Source organism: Streptomyces sp. AC555_RSS877 (assembly GCF_019049245.1).
Lineage (GTDB): Bacteria > Actinomycetota > Actinomycetes > Streptomycetales > Streptomycetaceae > Streptomyces.
Map to the genome: position 1 here is coordinate 1 of NZ_JAGMUK010000053.1, position 14,539 is coordinate 14,539.

Below are 14,539 nucleotides of genomic sequence, written 5' to 3' on the forward strand. Positions count from 1 at the left end.
CGCAATCCACACCGAACCGGAAGGCCCTCACCTGTTTCAAGATCCCTCAGCCGAGACCTGACTCACCTGTCCACAACCTCCCCGGACAGAACACCTAGGGCACGAGCCGACGCGCGCGCAGGGCCAGGCTCAACGCCAGTACCGTCTGCGGGTCGTCGAGATCGGTGCCCAGCAACTCGCCGATGCGGGCAAGGCGGTTGTACAGCGTCTGCCGGTTGAGGTGGAGCTCGCGTGCCGTCTCCGCCTTGCGGCCCGCGTGCGCCAGATACGTCTCCAGGGTGGGCAGCAGCGGCGGCTTCGAACGGCTGTCGTGGTCGCGGACGGGGCCTATCGCGCGGTCCACGAAGGCCGCCAGGTCCGGGTCGTCGCGCAGCCGCCACAGGAGCAGGTCGATGTCCAGCCGGCGGGCGTCGTACCACGGCCGGTCCGACAGCCCCTGTGCCGCGGTCGCCGTCTCCGCCGCGTGCCTGAGGCCGGCCGAGGCGGCGGCCCAGCCGCCCGCCACGCCGACGACCACCACCGGCGGCTGCGCCCCCGGCCGTTGCATGGCGGCCCGTTCCACGCCCGTCCTGAGCGCTGCCGCGACCCGGTCCGCGACCGCCGCCCGCTCCGACTCCGCACGCAGGCCCACGAGCAGCGGAACGCGGCCTTCCACGGGGCGTACACCCAACAGGACCGGCACCCCCACGGACGCCAGCTCCTCCGCGACCGCACGCGCCAGGACCGCCCACCCGCCGCCGGGAGACAGGGCGTCCCCGACGCGCATCACCACCGGCAGCAGCGGGCTGCCGCCCGGTTTGAAACCCAGCACCCGGGCCTGCGCGGGCGCGTCCTCGGCCGCCACGCGTCCCTCGGCGAGGTCGGTGAGGAAATCCCCCCGTCCCCGCGCCGCCAGCTCCTCCTCCTGCCGGGCCTGCATCAGGACCACGGCCAGGATGCCCGCGGCCCGCTCGGCCGCCATCCGGTGCACGGGCGCGAGCGGGCCACGGACGGGGAGCAGGACGAGGCGGGCGCGGACCGAACCCGTCCCCGGCCCGCCGCCCGGTACGTCCACCAGGACCGAACCCGCGGGCGGGGTGTCCTTGTGCTGGCCGCGCAGCCCCTCCCACACCTGGAGCGGATCCGCGCCCTCGGGGCCGGCCCCGGCGGCGTACAGGAGCAGGCCGTCCGTCGTCTCCAGGAAGACCGGGTTGCCGGCGAAGTCGGCCAGGATGCCCAGCACCTGGGGGATACCGCCGCCGCCGAGCAGGGCCTCGGTACACCTTCGGTGCACCTCCTCCGCCCGCTGGAGCAGCGCGTAGTGGCCGTTGACGATCTCGGTGTGGACCTCCTCGGTGACCGCCACGAAGGCCACCTCGCGGTGCAGTTGGACCAGCGGCAGCCCGGCCGCGCGTGCCGTGTCGACCATGGCGGCGGGCAGCCGGGTGAAACGCGGGCCGAGCTCCACGACGAGGGCCGCGACGCCGCGCTCGGCGAGGGTGCGCACGAACGCGCGCTGTTCGGCCGGGCGGGTGCCCAGGGCGTAGCCGGTCGTCAGCAGCAGTTCACCGCCCTTGAGGAGCGAGGCGATGTTGGGCACCTCGCCCGCGTGCACCCAGCGCACGGTGCGCTCCAGCCGGTCCGCACCCGCGAGGACCTCGGGCAGCCCGCTGCGCAGTCCGGGCAGCTCCAGAGCGCGCTGAACGGTGATCCCGGCACCCCGGCTCTCGAATCGGTGGTCCGTGCCGCTGTCCATGCAGCGCACGCTACCTGCGACGCTCCGGGTTGGGGAGATCGCCGCCGGGTAGCGGCGGGTCATGGACATCAGCGTGGTCGCCGTTGGGCGCGAGGACGACAGTCCGGTCGACGAGCCGGTGCGGGTGGCGGTGCTCGCCGACCGGCTCGGATATCGCGAGGTGTGGGCGGGTGAGGGACCGACCTGGGACTCCTTCGTACTGGCCGCGGCGATCGGGCGGGCCACCCAACGGGTCGCGCTCACCGCCGGACCGGTCCCGGTGTCCGTGCGCGACCCGTTCACCATCGCCCGGGGCGCGGCGGGCGTCGCGGCCCTCACCGGCCGCCCGGCCGGGGTGGCGCTGGGCACGTCCAGCCGGCGGGTGGTGGAAGGAGTGCACGGGCGGCCGCGGGTCCGGCCGGCGGCCGTGATGGAGGAGAGCGCGGCGGCCGTACGGCGTCTTCTGCACGGTGTGCCGGGCGAGCCGGTCGTGCCGGGCAGCCCCTTCCGGCGCCGGCTCCCGCCGCCCGGCGGCGGGCTCACCGTGGCGGCCTTCGGGGACCGCGCGATCGCCACGGCCGCCGCGCACGCCGACCGCATGCTGCTCGACCTCGTGTCGCCGGAGCAGGTGCGCGTGCTGCGGGCCAAGCTGCTCGCGGCGGCCGAGCGGGCCGGCCGCACCCCGCCCACACTGGCCGCCTGGCTGCCCGCGGCCGTCGATCCGGAGCCGGAGTCCCTCGCCCAGGTCATGGGAAGCATCGCCGGGTATCTGACCGTGCCGGGCTACAGCGACATGTTCACCGCGGCGGGCCTCGGCGAAGCGGTGGAGCTGGCCGCGGCCGGGGCCGGCCGGGACGCCCTGCTGCGCGCGCTCCCGCCCCGGGCCGCGGGCGCCGTCGGTCTGGTCGGGGACCTCGACGCCGTACGGGCCCGGATCGACGCCTATGCCGAGGCCGGGCTCGACGAGATCGCGCTGGTCCCGGCCACGGCGGGTGACGCGGCGGGGGAGCGGACGCTGACCGCGCTCAGGCCGGCGTGATGTTGTGGTTGAAGCGGAAGACGTTGTCCGGGTCGTACTGCCCCTTGACCACCGCCAGCCGCCGGGCGTTCTCGGCGCCCAGCCCGGCCTCCACCCGGTCCGCGCCCTCGTCGCCGATGAAGTTGAGGTAGACCGCGCCGGTGCTCCACGGCCGGACGTCGGCGCGCACGTCCCGGACCCACTGGATGGCGCGTGCGTCGTCGGCCGGGTCCTCCCAGGCCGCGAACGGGTGCACCGCCCACGGCGCGTCCCGGTACGGCACGGGATACTCGTGCGGCCCGTCGGCGATCGCACCGCCCTGCGGGAACAGCACGTGCTGGGTGGCGGACGGTACGGGCATGGAGTGCGCGCGGTCGCAGAAGACGTTCACGAAGTCGTCGGGCGCCTGCGAGACGTACTCAGCCGACCAGTAGTTCCGCAGTCCGGGCGGATCGTCGATCATGCACTGGACATCGGCGTACGGCATCGCCCCGACGATCTCCGCCTCGTGCGGCAGCGCCAGCAGCGGCTCGGCGAGCTTGCGCAGATCCTGCTCGCCGCCGGCGTACGTCAGCATCGCCCCGCACAACAGCGTGCCGACCAGGTGCGGCGGTACGAACTCCTCGGGCGGGCCGGTGAGGTAGATGATCCCGCCGGCCGCCTCGACCGGGGCGACCGAGATCAGGTCCCGGTAGGTGCGGACGACCTCGGGGCCGAACTCCGGGAGGTACAGCAGCAGCGCCAGGGAGAACTCGGGCAGTTCGTGCAGCTTGAGGGTCAGCGCGGTGGCGATGCCGAAGTTGCCGCCGCCGCCGTGCAGGGCCCAGAACAGCTCGGGGTTCTCGTCGGCGTTCGCGTGGGTCCGGTTGCCGTCGGCGGTGACCAGCTCGACGCCGAGCAGGTTGTCCACGGCGAGCCCGCAGCAGCGGTCCAGCCAGCCGGTGCCGCCACCCAGGACGAAGCCGCCGACGCCGGTCGTGGAGGCCCGGCCGCCGGTGGTGGCGAGCTTGTAGGGCTGGGTGGCGCGGTCGAGGTGACTCATCGTGGCACCGCCGCCGACCCGTACCGCCTCGGCTGCCGGGTGGACGGTCACCTCGTGCATCCGCCGTAGATCGACGACCAGCCCGCCGTCGTTCAGCGCCATGCCGGCCACGCTGTGCCCGCCACCGCGGACCGCGATGTTCAGGTCCAGCTCCCGCCCGAAGCGCACGGCCCGTACGACGTCGTCCTCGTCCACGCACTGCGCGATCACCGCGGGCCGCCGGTCGATCATGCCGTTGTGGACGACCCGGGCCTCGTCGTAACCCGGATCCCCGGGAGCGAACACCCCTCCGGTCAGATCCTCGCGCAGCGCGGTGAGAGCCGCGCCCGCCTTCGAGAGGGGAGCCATGGCCGCCCCCTTCCGTGCGGGGGATTGGTGGCTTCCAGCCTAGGCGGGAGCGACGGGCCGGTCCTGTTCAGCCGCCGTAGGCTCCCGACGCCGTCAGACGCAGGGCCGTGTCGATCAGTGGCACGTGGCTGAACGCCTGCGGGAAGTTGCCGACCTGGCGCTGCAGGCGCGAGTCCCACTCCTCGGCCAGCAGCCCGAGGTCGTTGCGCAGGGACAGCAGCTTCTCGAACAGCTTGCGGGCCTCGTCGACGCGGCCGATCATCGCGAGGTCGTCGGCCATCCAGAACGAGCAGGCGAGGAAGGCGCCCTCGTCGCCGGGCAGTCCGTCGACGCCCTCGTCGGCCCCGTCCGTCGGGTACCGCAGGATGAAGCCGTCCGACGTGGACAGCTCGCGCTGGATCGCCTCGATCGTGCCGATCACGCGCTTGTCGTCGGGGGGCAGGAAGCCCATCTGCGGGATCAGCAGCAGGGAGGCGTCCAGCTCCTTGGAGCCGTACGACTGCGTGAAGGTGTTGCGCTCCTTGTCGTAACCCTTCTCGCACACGTCCCGGTGGATGTCGTCGCGCAGTTCGCGCCACTTCTCCAGCGGGCCGTCCGCGTCGCCGGACTCGATCAGCTTGATCGTCCGGTCGACGGCGACCCAGGCCATCACCTTGGAGTGCACGAAGTGGCGGCGCGGGCCGCGCACCTCCCAGATGCCCTCGTCCGGCTCGTCCCAGTGGTCCTCCAGGTAGCGGATCAGCTTCAGCTGGAGCAGGGACGCGTAGTCGTTGCGGGCCAGGCCCGTCATGTGGGCCAGGTGCAGGGCCTCGGTGACCTCGCCGTACACGTCCAGCTGGAGCTGGTGCGCGGCGCCGTTGCCGACCCGGACCGGCCCGGAGTTCTCGTATCCCGGCAGCCAGTCCAGCTCGGCCTCGCCCAGCTCGCGCTCGCCCGCGATGCCGTACATGATCTGCAGGTTCTCCGGGTCGCCGGCAACCGCCCGCAGCAGCCACTCGCGCCAGGCGCGGGCCTCCTCGCGGTAGCCGGTGCGCAGCAGCGAGGACAGGGTGATCGCCGCGTCCCGCAGCCAGGTGTAGCGGTAGTCCCAGTTGCGGACGCCGCCGATCTCCTCCGGCAGGGAGGTGGTGGGAGCGGCGACGATGCCGCCCGTCGGGGCGTACGTCAGCGCCTTGAGCGTGATCAAGGAGCGGACCACCGCCTCGCGGTACGGGCCGTGGTACGTGCAGTGCTCGACCCAGTCCCGCCAGAAGTCCTCGGTGGCCTCCAGCGACTGCTCCGGCTCCGGCAGCGGCGGTGGCTGCTTGTGCGAGGGCTCCCAGGAGATGGTGAACGCGATCCGCTCGCCCGGGGCGACCGTGAAGTCCGCGTACGTCGTCAGCGACTTGCCGTAGGTCTCGGCCTCTGTGTCGAACCACACGGAGTCGGGACCGGCGACGGCCACCGTGCGGCCCTCGTGCTTGTGCACCCACGGGACGACCCGGCCGTAGGAGAAACGCATCCGCAGCGCCGAGCGCATCGGTACGCGGCCCGAGACGCCCTCCACGATCCGGATCAGCTGCGGGGCGCCGTCACGCGGCGGCATGAAGTCCGTCACACGGACCGTGCCGCGGGGGGTGTCCCACTCGGATTCCAGGATCAGGGAGTCGCCGCGGTAGCTGCGACGGGCCGCGGTGGGCGGTGCGGCGTCGGCCGCGTGCGCGGGTCCCAGCCGCCAGAAACCGTGTTCCTCGGTGCCCAGCAGACCGGCGAAGATGGCATGCGAGTCGAAGCGGGGCAGGCACAGCCAGTCCACCGTGCCGTCCCGGCAGACCAGGGCAGCGGTCTGCATGTCTCCGATGAGTGCGTAGTCTTCGATGCGCCCGGCCACGTGCAACTCCAGTCGAACGGCCACGTCGCCCCCGGAAAACGGGGGGCTGTCGCTAGTGCGGTCAAGGGGTCTTTGTCATACGTCGTTGAGTGGTGAAGCAAAACAGGCTGTGGTGCCGTGAGGCAAAACGACAACTGTTGCTCAACGAACTGACGAGCTCTCGTTGTTCCGGTGCTTACGGACGGGGGTGGTGCCGTGTTGCCGGCCTGGCTCGTTCAGCGAGTGTCCGAGCAGGATACGACGCACCTAGATGATCCGCGTGCCGCTCCGGGCAACGCAGGTGCGCCGAACGGGTGAGCAAGGGGTGAGAAACGCGTGAGGCCGTGCAGGCTGTGCCGACCCGTGCGCGGAGCGTGGCCGGAAGCCATCTCGTCCGGGCGCTGATACCCTGGTAGCCCGTGGACCGGTGGGCAAGAAACCCCCGAACCGCAGCGACGGCTCCCCCAGAAAAACCCGGTGTCTCCGGGCCGGAAGCCGCCCCGCACCCCCAGACCGCGACCACGGGAGCCCCCTCTTGGCCATGACGCCCAAATCCACGACGACCAAGCACATCTTCGTCACCGGGGGTGTCGCCTCCTCGCTCGGCAAGGGCCTGACGGCCTCCAGCCTCGGCATGCTGCTCAAGGCGCGGGGCCTGCGCGTCGTGATGCAGAAGCTCGATCCGTACCTGAACGTCGACCCGGGCACGATGAACCCCTTCCAGCACGGTGAGGTGTTCGTCACCAACGACGGCGCCGAGACCGACCTGGACATCGGGCACTACGAGCGTTTCCTCGACCGTGACCTGGACGGCTCCGCCAACGTCACCACCGGCCAGATCTACAACACGGTGATCGCCAAGGAGCGGCGCGGAGAGTACCTGGGCGACACCGTGCAGGTCATCCCGCACATCACCAACGAGATCAAGCACCGCATCCGCCGCATGGCGACGGACGAGGTCGACGTGGTGATCACCGAGGTCGGCGGCACGGTCGGCGACATCGAGTCGCTGCCGTTCCTGGAGACGGTCCGCCAGGTGCGGCACGAGGTCGGTCGCGACAACGTCTTTGTGGTGCACATCTCGCTCCTGCCGTACATCGGCCCCTCGGGGGAGCTGAAGACGAAGCCGACCCAGCACTCGGTTGCGGCCCTGCGCAACATCGGTATCCAGCCGGACGCCATCGTGCTGCGCTGCGACCGCGAGGTCCCGACCGCGATCAAGCGGAAGATCTCGCTGATGTGCGACGTCGACGAGGCAGCCGTGGTCGCCTGCCCCGACGCCCGCTCGATCTACGACATCCCCAAGACCGTGCACGGCGAGGGCCTGGACGCCTACGTCGTCCGCAAGCTGGACCTCGCGTTCCGCGACGTGGACTGGACGACCTGGGACGACCTGCTCGACCGCGTCCACAACCCCGATCACGAGATCACCCTGGCCCTGGTCGGCAAGTACATCGACCTGCCCGACGCCTACCTCTCGGTCACCGAGGCGCTGCGCGCGGGCGGTTTCGCCAACAAGGCCCGCGTGAAGATCAAGTGGGTCACCTCGGACGACTGCAAGACGCAGGCCGGCGCCGCCCAGCAGCTCGGTGACGTCGACGGCATCTGCATCCCCGGCGGCTTCGGCGACCGCGGCGTGCTCGGCAAGGTCGGCGCCATCCGCTACGCCCGCGAGAACAAGATCCCGCTGCTCGGCCTGTGCCTGGGCCTGCAGTGCATCGTGATCGAGGCCGCCCGGAACCTGGCCGACATTCCGGACGCCAACTCCACCGAGTTCGACGCGGCCACCGGCCACCCCGTCATCTCCACCATGGCCGAGCAGCTCGACATCGTCGCCGGCGAGGGCGACATGGGCGGCACCATGCGCCTGGGCATGTACCCGGCCAAGCTGGCCGAGGGCTCGATCGTGCGCGAGGTGTACGACGGCAAGGAGTACGTCGAGGAGCGCCACCGGCACCGCTACGAGGTGAACAACACCTACCGCGCGGAACTGGAGAAGAAGGCGGGCATCCTGTTCTCCGGCACCTCGCCGGACGGCAAGCTCGTCGAGTACGTCGAGTACCCGCGCGAGGTCCACCCCTACCTGGTCGCGACGCAGGCGCACCCGGAGCTCCGCTCGCGCCCGACGCGTCCGCACCCGCTGTTCGCCGGTCTCGTGAAGGCCTCGGTCGAGCGGAAGAATTCGTAGCAGCACAACAGTTGTACGGTGGCCGGGGCGCGCGCATTCAAAAGGTGGGCGCCCCGGCCTCTTTGCGCACGTGGAAGGACAGGGCATGACGATCAAGGACACCCCCGAGGCCTGGGAGATCCGGTCCACCGAGACCCCCTTCGTGGGCAACAAGACCTCCGTCCGCACCGACGAGGTGGTCATGCCCGGCGGTTCGGTGGTCAGCCGCGACTACCAGGTCCACCCCGGCTCCGTGGCCGTCGTCGCCCTCGACGGCGAGGACCGTGTCCTGCTCATCAAGCAGTACCGGCATCCGGTGCGGCAGAAGCTGTGGGAGATCCCGGCCGGCCTGCTCGACGTCCCCGGCGAGAACCCGCTGCACGCGGCCCAGCGCGAGCTGTACGAGGAGGCGCACGTCAAGGCCGAGGACTGGCGGGTCCTCACCGACGTGTACACGACGGCCGGCGGCTGTGACGAGGCCGTACGGATCTTCCTCGCCCGTGATCTGTCCGAGGCCGAGGGGCAGCGCTTCGAGGTGGAGGACGAGGAGGCCGACATGGAGCACGCACGCGTGCCGGTCGACGAGCTCGTCCGGGGCGTGCTCGCGGGGGAGCTGCACAACAACTGCCTCGTCGTTGGAGTGCTCTCATTGGTCGCCGCGCGGGGTGGGGACGGGCTCGACGCGCTGCGTCCGGCCGAGGCGCCCTGGCCCGCGCGACCCTTCGAGTCCTGAACCCACAGACCCCGCCGCTGATGTGACCATCGGCTGATCCGATCGGGGGACGTGTCCGCCGCGCTCCACACGGAACGTAGCAGAGCGTGAACTAGGCTCTGGAAACGCCCGAACCGGAGTCCCGGCGGGCTTGCGCGTGCGGTGGGACGGGAGTGTGGCCCGTGACGGATCAGGCGGTGGACACAGGCGGCGTGCAGCTGTCCGGAGACGCTGCTGCGGAGTCTCGATTCCTGGGCCGTACAAGAGAGTTGAAAGAACTCCGCGCCGACATCGAGCGCGCCGGCCTGGACACCATCTCCGGCCGCAAGGCTCCCCGCGCACGCGTGCTCCTCATCGCGGGAAAACCCGGCTCGGGCCGTACGGCGCTCGCCGAGGAACTCGTACGGCAGGTCGCGGACCGTTACCGGGACGGCGTGCTCCGGACCCGGCTCAGCGAGCCCGACGGCACCCCCGTGCCGACCGAGTACGCCGCCCGCGAACTGCTGGTGGCACTCAAGCTGCCGACGCCCGCCGGAGCCGCCGAGGACGACCTCACGGCTGCCCTGCGCGAGGCCCTTGCCGACCGCCGGGTGCTGCTCCTGCTCGACGACGCGGCCACCGCCGAGCAGGTCGACGCCCTGCTGCCGGACACCCCGGACTGCCTGGTCGTGGCCGTCTCGGGGGGCCCGCTGACCGGGATCGCGGACGTCCGCCCGTGCACCCTGGGCGGCCTCGACACCAAGTCCGCCCTCGAACTGCTGTCCCGGCACACCGGCTCCGTCCGCATCACCGTCGACCCCCGGGCCGCCGAGGGCCTGGTCGAGGAGTGCCAGGCCCAGCCCGCCGCGCTGACCCTGGCCGGCGGCTGGCTCGCCGCCCGGCCCAAGGCGGCCGTCGCCGACCTCGCCAAGCACCTGCACACCGAGGGCGACGAAGGAGCGACCCCGCTCAGCAGGGTCTTCCGGCTCGCCTACACGTCCCTGCCCGCCCCGGCCGCCCGGATACTGCGACTGCTCTGCCTCGCCCCGGCCGGCCTGGTCGACCCGCACACCGCCGCCGCGCTCGCCGGCTGCTCGGTGGGCGGCGCCCGCACCACCCTGGACGACTTCGTCGCCCTCGGCCTGCTGCACGCCGTGCCCTCGCCGCTGCCGCAGTACGAGGTGCCGGGCTGCCTCCAGCCGCTGCTGAAGGCGCTCGCCGAGTCCCACGAACGCCCCGCCGAGCTCCAGCTGGCCCGCGCCCGGATGCTGGAGCGGACCGTACGGCTGCTGCAGTCCTGCCGGGCGATCACCGAGACCGACGACCCCGGCACACGCGAGAAGCTGCAGGGCATGCCGCGCTCCCTGCGCTTCCCGAGCCCGAGGGCGGCCGCCGACTGGCTGAGCATCCGCAGGCCCGCCCTGCTCGCCGCGGCCCGTCTCGCGGTCGCCGACGGCGAGCTGGACACCCTCGCCCGGCGCCTGATGTCCCAGCTCGTGCGGGCGATGGTCGCCCACTTCGGCACCCAGGCCGCCGCGCCCGACCTGTACGGCATCCACCGCCTCGTCCTCGACGTGGCCGAACGCCGCCGGCTGCCCCGCGAGAAGGCCGCCGCCCTGCTGAACCTCGCCGACCTGGACGCCCGGACCGGCCGCACCACGGAGGCCCTGGCCCGCTATCGGGCGGCTCTGGACGCCGGACGGGAGGCGAACGACCCGTACGCGACCGGCCGCGCGATGGAATCCGTAGGCGGCGCACACCTGGAGCTCGGGGACTACGACCGGGCCGCCGACTGGTACGGCCGGGCCCTGGTCCAGCGCCTCGCCCGGGACGAGCGCTCAGACGCCGCGCGGCTGTACGGCCGTATCGCGGCGGCCCACACCTACGCGGGCCGGTACGGCGAGGCACAGCGCAACTGGCGGGCCGCGGTCGCCGGCTACCGCAAGAACGGCGATGTGGCCGCCCACGCACGGGCGTTGAGCGAACTCGCGCGCGTCCAGGAGTACGCAGGACGGACCGAGGAATCGTTGGGCACCTGCCAGGAGGCCGTGGAGTGGGCGCGTCGTGCCGAGGACGTACGCCTGCAGGCCGCACTGGAGTTGCGGCTCGCCGACACGCTGGAGCACCTCGGGGATCCCGCGGCGGCGGCGCTGCACCGGGGCGCGGCCGAGCGGCTGCTGGGGGAGGAGCCACAGGAGCCCGACGGGGTCGCCGGGGAGGCCGATGGGGAGCCCGATCCGGTCCCGGAACCCCCCGATCCACCGGAACACAGCGCTAACACCTGCGAAATCCGTAGTACATCCGCTGAAGATTGATGCAATGAAAGGCTAGACAGCGGGAACACCTTCATTAGACTGGCTCTGCCGCACCTTCTCCTGCGGTGCATCCTGGTGTGCCCTCGCATGCCTGGGTATGTCTTGTAATGCCCCGACATCCTCTGAGCCAAGGACCGTGATCGACGTGAAGGTCGGCATCCCCCGCGAGGTCAAGAACAACGAGTTCCGGGTGGCCATCACCCCCGCCGGTGTGCACGAACTGGTGCGCCACGGCCACCAGGTCGTCGTCGAGCGGGGTGCCGGTGCCGGTTCCTCGATCACGGACGACGAGTACGTCGCCGCCGGCGGCCGGATCCTTCCGACCGCCGACGAGGTGTGGGCCACCGCCGACCTGCTTCTCAAGGTCAAGGAGCCCATCGCCGAGGAGTACCACCGCCTCCGCAAGGACCAGACGCTCTTCACCTACCTGCACCTGGCCGCCTCCAAGGAGTGCACGGACGCCCTCATCGAGTCCGGCACCACCGCGATCGCATACGAGACGGTCGAGCTGCCCAGCCGCGCGCTCCCGCTGCTCGCTCCCATGTCCGAGGTCGCGGGCCGCCTCGCCCCGCAGGTCGGCGCCTATCACCTCATGGCCGCGAACGGCGGCCGCGGTGTGCTGCCCGGCGGTGTCCCCGGCGTGCTGGCCGGCCGGGCCGTCGTCATCGGCGGCGGCGTCTCGGGCTGGAACGCCGCGCAGATCGCCATCGGCATGGGCTTCCACGTGACCCTGCTCGACAAGGACATCAACAAGCTCAAGGAAGCCGACAAGGTCTTCGGTACGAAGATCCAGACCGTCGTCTCCAACGCCTTCGAGCTCGAGAAGGCCTGCCTGGAGGCCGACCTCGTCATCGGCGCCGTGCTCATCCCGGGCGCCAAGGCGCCGAAGCTGGTCACCAACGAGCTCGTGTCGCGCATGAAGCCGGGAAGTGTCCTTGTCGACATCGCGATCGACCAGGGCGGCTGCTTCGAGGACTCCCGCCCGACCACTCACGCCGAGCCGACCTTCCCGGTCCACAACTCGGTCTTCTACTGCGTCGCCAACATGCCCGGCGCGGTGCCCAACACCTCCACCTACGCGCTCACCAACGCGACGCTGCCGTACATCGTCGAACTCGCCGACCACGGCTGGGCGGAGGCCCTGCGCCGCGATCCCGCGCTGGCCAAGGGGCTCAACGCCCATGACGGCAGGGTCGTTTACCGCGAGGTCGCCGAAGCGCACGGCCTGGAGCACGTGGAGCTGGAGACGCTGCTCGGCTGAGCGGACACCCGCCGCGAAGCCGCAGGTCGCGTCGCCAAGTCAGCATTCGCCAAAAGGCGATACGTCAACACGGTCGTCAACACCGCGTACCCGGCCGGACCTTGCCCGACAAAGGTCCGGCCGGGTGTGTGTATGGTCACTTTGCGGCTCTCGGTCAACTCGCCTCGAACGTAACCCTTGAACCGATTCGTACACCGGTGAAACCTACCGTGCGACGGCCGTACGCCCTTGACAGAGGGATGTTTCATTGCCGACACATCCTGCCGGGTCCGGCGGATTGTGTTGCTGCGGACGCCCGACACGCCATAGAGTCGCCAACCGTCGGCATGGTGCCACGCTGACCTGTCTAGAAATTTCCTGGTCACCAAGGAGGTAAGACGACTTGTGAATGAGTCGACATTTTCTCCCGGGGGTGGTCAACCAGGAATGCCTGCACGGGCCGAGGGCCCCGCGGGGTTCGAGGCTGTCGGCTCCGTCGCGGTGCGCACCTTCGCAGCCCACAGGAGTCACCGGACCTCAGGGGTGACTCAGCCAGCACACCAGAGCATGGATGGCCATCACGTGAACGCCATGGCCGGCGACGGAAGTGGCGCGCCCCACAACCACTTCGCCGACTACGACGAACTGCCCGACGGGCACTTCTACGATCCCGACGCCGAATACGAGCCCGACCCCGAGTACGCGGCCACGCTCGCGCCCGACGCTGCCCGCCAGCGCCGTGAGCGCATCGGCCCGACCGGCCGTCCGCTGCCGTACTTCCCGATCCCGGGTCCGCTGACCGATCACGGGCCCGCGACGATCATCGCGATGTGCAACCAGAAGGGCGGCGTCGGCAAGACGACGTCCACCATCAACCTGGGTGCCGCCCTCGCGGAGTACGGCCGTCGTGTGCTGCTCGTGGACTTCGACCCGCAGGGCGCGCTGTCGGTGGGTCTCGGTGTCAACCCGATGGAGCTCGACCTCACGGTCTACAACCTGCTCATGGAGCGGGGCATGGCGGCCGACGAGGTGCTCCTGAAGACAGCGGTCCCCAACATGGACCTGCTGCCCAGCAACATCGACCTGTCCGCCGCCGAGGTCCAGCTGGTCTCCGAGGTGGCGCGCGAGTCGACGCTGCAACGCGCCCTGAAGCCGCTCATGGCCGACTACGACTACATCGTGATCGACTGCCAGCCCTCGCTCGGCCTGCTCACGGTGAACGCCCTGACGGCCGCGCACAAGGTGATCGTGCCCCTGGAGTGCGAGTTCTTCGCCCTCCGCGGTGTCGCGCTGCTGACGGAGACCATCGAGAAGGTCCAGGAGCGGCTCAACCCGGAGCTGGAGCTCGACGGGATCCTCGCCACGATGTACGACTCCCGCACGGTGCACAGCCGTGAGGTGCTCGCGCGCGTGGTCGAGGCGTTCGACGACCACGTCTACCACACGGTCATCGGGCGCACGGTCCGCTTCCCGGAGACCACGGTCGCCGGCGAGCCGATCACCACGTACGCCTCCAACTCCGTGGGTGCCGCCGCCTATCGCCAGCTCGCCAGGGAGGTGCTCGCCCGGTGTCACGCCGAGTGAGTCTGCCGGGGGCCGACGAACTGTTCCGTACGACAGGGGGAATGGCGCTCCAGGCGTCCACTCCCCGGCGAGGGGCCAACGGCGAGGCCCGGGTGCCGGGTCCCGCGGGGGAGTCCGACGGGGCCGCGGGGGCATCGCCTCCGTCCTCGTCCGAGGACGCACCGCAGTCGGTGCCCGCCCAGGGCGGTGACGGCGACGGCGCGGAGCACGTGGCGACCGGCGCGGAGCCGGCCGAGACCGGCGAGTCCCGCAGCCGGGGCGCGGACCGCTCCGGACGTCGTCAGGACGAGCAGGAAGGTTCTGCCTCGGGCGCCGCGCCGCGCGGCAAGCGCGGACGGGCGGCCTCGCGCCGGCCCAGCGGGCGTGAGCGGCACGACGAGAAGATCACGGTGTACGTGTCCGCCGAGGAGCTCATGGATCTGGAGCACGCCCGCCTGGTGCTCCGCGGCGAGCACGGGCTGGCGGTGGACCGCGGGCGGATCGTCCGCGAGGCCGTTGCCGTCGTGCTGGCCGATCTGGAGTCCCGCGGGGACGCGAGCATCCTCGTACGACGGCTGCGCGGGCGGTAGCG

10 protein-coding genes are annotated in these 14,539 nt (G+C 71.4%); 7 read left to right on the plus strand and 3 right to left on the minus strand.

What is annotated here, in order from left to right; all coding sequences use genetic code 11:
- Positions 1-94 precede the first annotated feature (94 nt).
- Positions 95-1,735, minus strand: a complete 1,641-nt coding sequence (locus tag KUM49_RS22840; RefSeq protein ID WP_217238773.1) for a PucR family transcriptional regulator — start codon at positions 1,733-1,735, stop codon at positions 95-97.
- A gap of 61 nt (positions 1,736-1,796) precedes the next feature.
- On the opposite strand from KUM49_RS22840, the gene KUM49_RS22845 reads away from it, so the two are divergent.
- Positions 1,797-2,753 (plus strand): LLM class F420-dependent oxidoreductase, encoded by a 957-nt coding sequence (locus KUM49_RS22845; protein WP_217238774.1) that lies wholly within the window; start codon positions 1,797-1,799, stop codon positions 2,751-2,753.
- Here the strand turns inward: KUM49_RS22845 and KUM49_RS22850 are convergent.
- Both KUM49_RS22850 and KUM49_RS22855 read right to left on the minus strand, forming a co-directional pair.
- Positions 2,740-4,122 (minus strand): FAD-binding oxidoreductase, encoded by a 1,383-nt coding sequence (locus KUM49_RS22850; protein ID WP_217238775.1) that lies wholly within the window; start codon positions 4,120-4,122, stop codon positions 2,740-2,742. The two genes, KUM49_RS22845 and KUM49_RS22850, sit on opposite strands and share 14 nt — an antisense overlap.
- 67 nt (positions 4,123-4,189) lie before the next feature.
- Positions 4,190-5,992 (minus strand): glycoside hydrolase family 15 protein, encoded by a 1,803-nt coding sequence (locus KUM49_RS22855; RefSeq protein ID WP_217238776.1) that lies wholly within the window; start codon positions 5,990-5,992, stop codon positions 4,190-4,192.
- Between the two features lie 520 nt (positions 5,993-6,512).
- Between KUM49_RS22855 and KUM49_RS22860 the strand changes: the two genes are divergently transcribed.
- The 6 genes from KUM49_RS22860 (at position 6,513) to KUM49_RS22885 (ending at position 14,537) form a co-directional block, all read left to right on the plus strand.
- Positions 6,513-8,159 (plus strand): CTP synthase, encoded by a 1,647-nt coding sequence (locus tag KUM49_RS22860; protein ID WP_217238777.1) that lies wholly within the window; start codon positions 6,513-6,515, stop codon positions 8,157-8,159.
- Between the two features lie 85 nt (positions 8,160-8,244).
- Complete coding sequence (locus KUM49_RS22865; RefSeq protein ID WP_217238778.1) at positions 8,245-8,871, plus strand: NUDIX hydrolase; 627 nt, start codon at positions 8,245-8,247, stop codon at positions 8,869-8,871.
- Between the two features lie 161 nt (positions 8,872-9,032).
- Positions 9,033-11,144 carry a tetratricopeptide repeat protein gene (locus KUM49_RS22870; protein ID WP_217238779.1) on the plus strand — a complete coding sequence of 704 codons (2,112 nt, stop codon included), beginning with the start codon at positions 9,033-9,035 and terminating at the stop codon, positions 11,142-11,144.
- A 136-nt stretch (positions 11,145-11,280) separates the two neighbouring features.
- Positions 11,281-12,405 (plus strand): alanine dehydrogenase, encoded by a 1,125-nt coding sequence (gene ald, locus KUM49_RS22875; protein WP_217238780.1) that lies wholly within the window; start codon positions 11,281-11,283, stop codon positions 12,403-12,405.
- 426 nt (positions 12,406-12,831) lie between these two features.
- Positions 12,832-13,968 carry a ParA family protein gene (locus KUM49_RS22880; protein ID WP_217238781.1) on the plus strand — a complete coding sequence of 379 codons (1,137 nt, stop codon included), beginning with the start codon at positions 12,832-12,834 and terminating at the stop codon, positions 13,966-13,968.
- Complete coding sequence (locus tag KUM49_RS22885; RefSeq protein WP_217238782.1) at positions 13,953-14,537, plus strand: hypothetical protein; 585 nt, start codon at positions 13,953-13,955, stop codon at positions 14,535-14,537. Before KUM49_RS22880 ends, KUM49_RS22885 begins: the two co-directional genes overlap by 16 nt.
- Positions 14,538-14,539 lie beyond the last annotated feature (2 nt).

Excerpts from the sequence above, each read along its gene's own strand:
- KUM49_RS22850 (WP_217238775.1), bottom strand. The coding sequence starts at position 4,122 with ATGGCTCCCCTCTCGAAGGCGGGCGCGGCTCTCACCGCGCTGCGCGAG.
- KUM49_RS22860 (WP_217238777.1), top strand. The coding sequence starts at position 6,513 with ATGACGCCCAAATCCACGACGACCAAGCACATCTTCGTCACCGGGGGT.
- KUM49_RS22880 (WP_217238781.1), top strand. The coding sequence starts at position 12,832 with ATGCCTGCACGGGCCGAGGGCCCCGCGGGGTTCGAGGCTGTCGGCTCC.
- KUM49_RS22865 (WP_217238778.1), top strand. The coding sequence starts at position 8,245 with ATGACGATCAAGGACACCCCCGAGGCCTGGGAGATCCGGTCCACCGAG.
- KUM49_RS22840 (WP_217238773.1), bottom strand. The coding sequence starts at position 1,735 with ATGGACAGCGGCACGGACCACCGATTCGAGAGCCGGGGTGCCGGGATC.
- KUM49_RS22845 (WP_217238774.1), top strand. The coding sequence starts at position 1,797 with ATGGACATCAGCGTGGTCGCCGTTGGGCGCGAGGACGACAGTCCGGTC.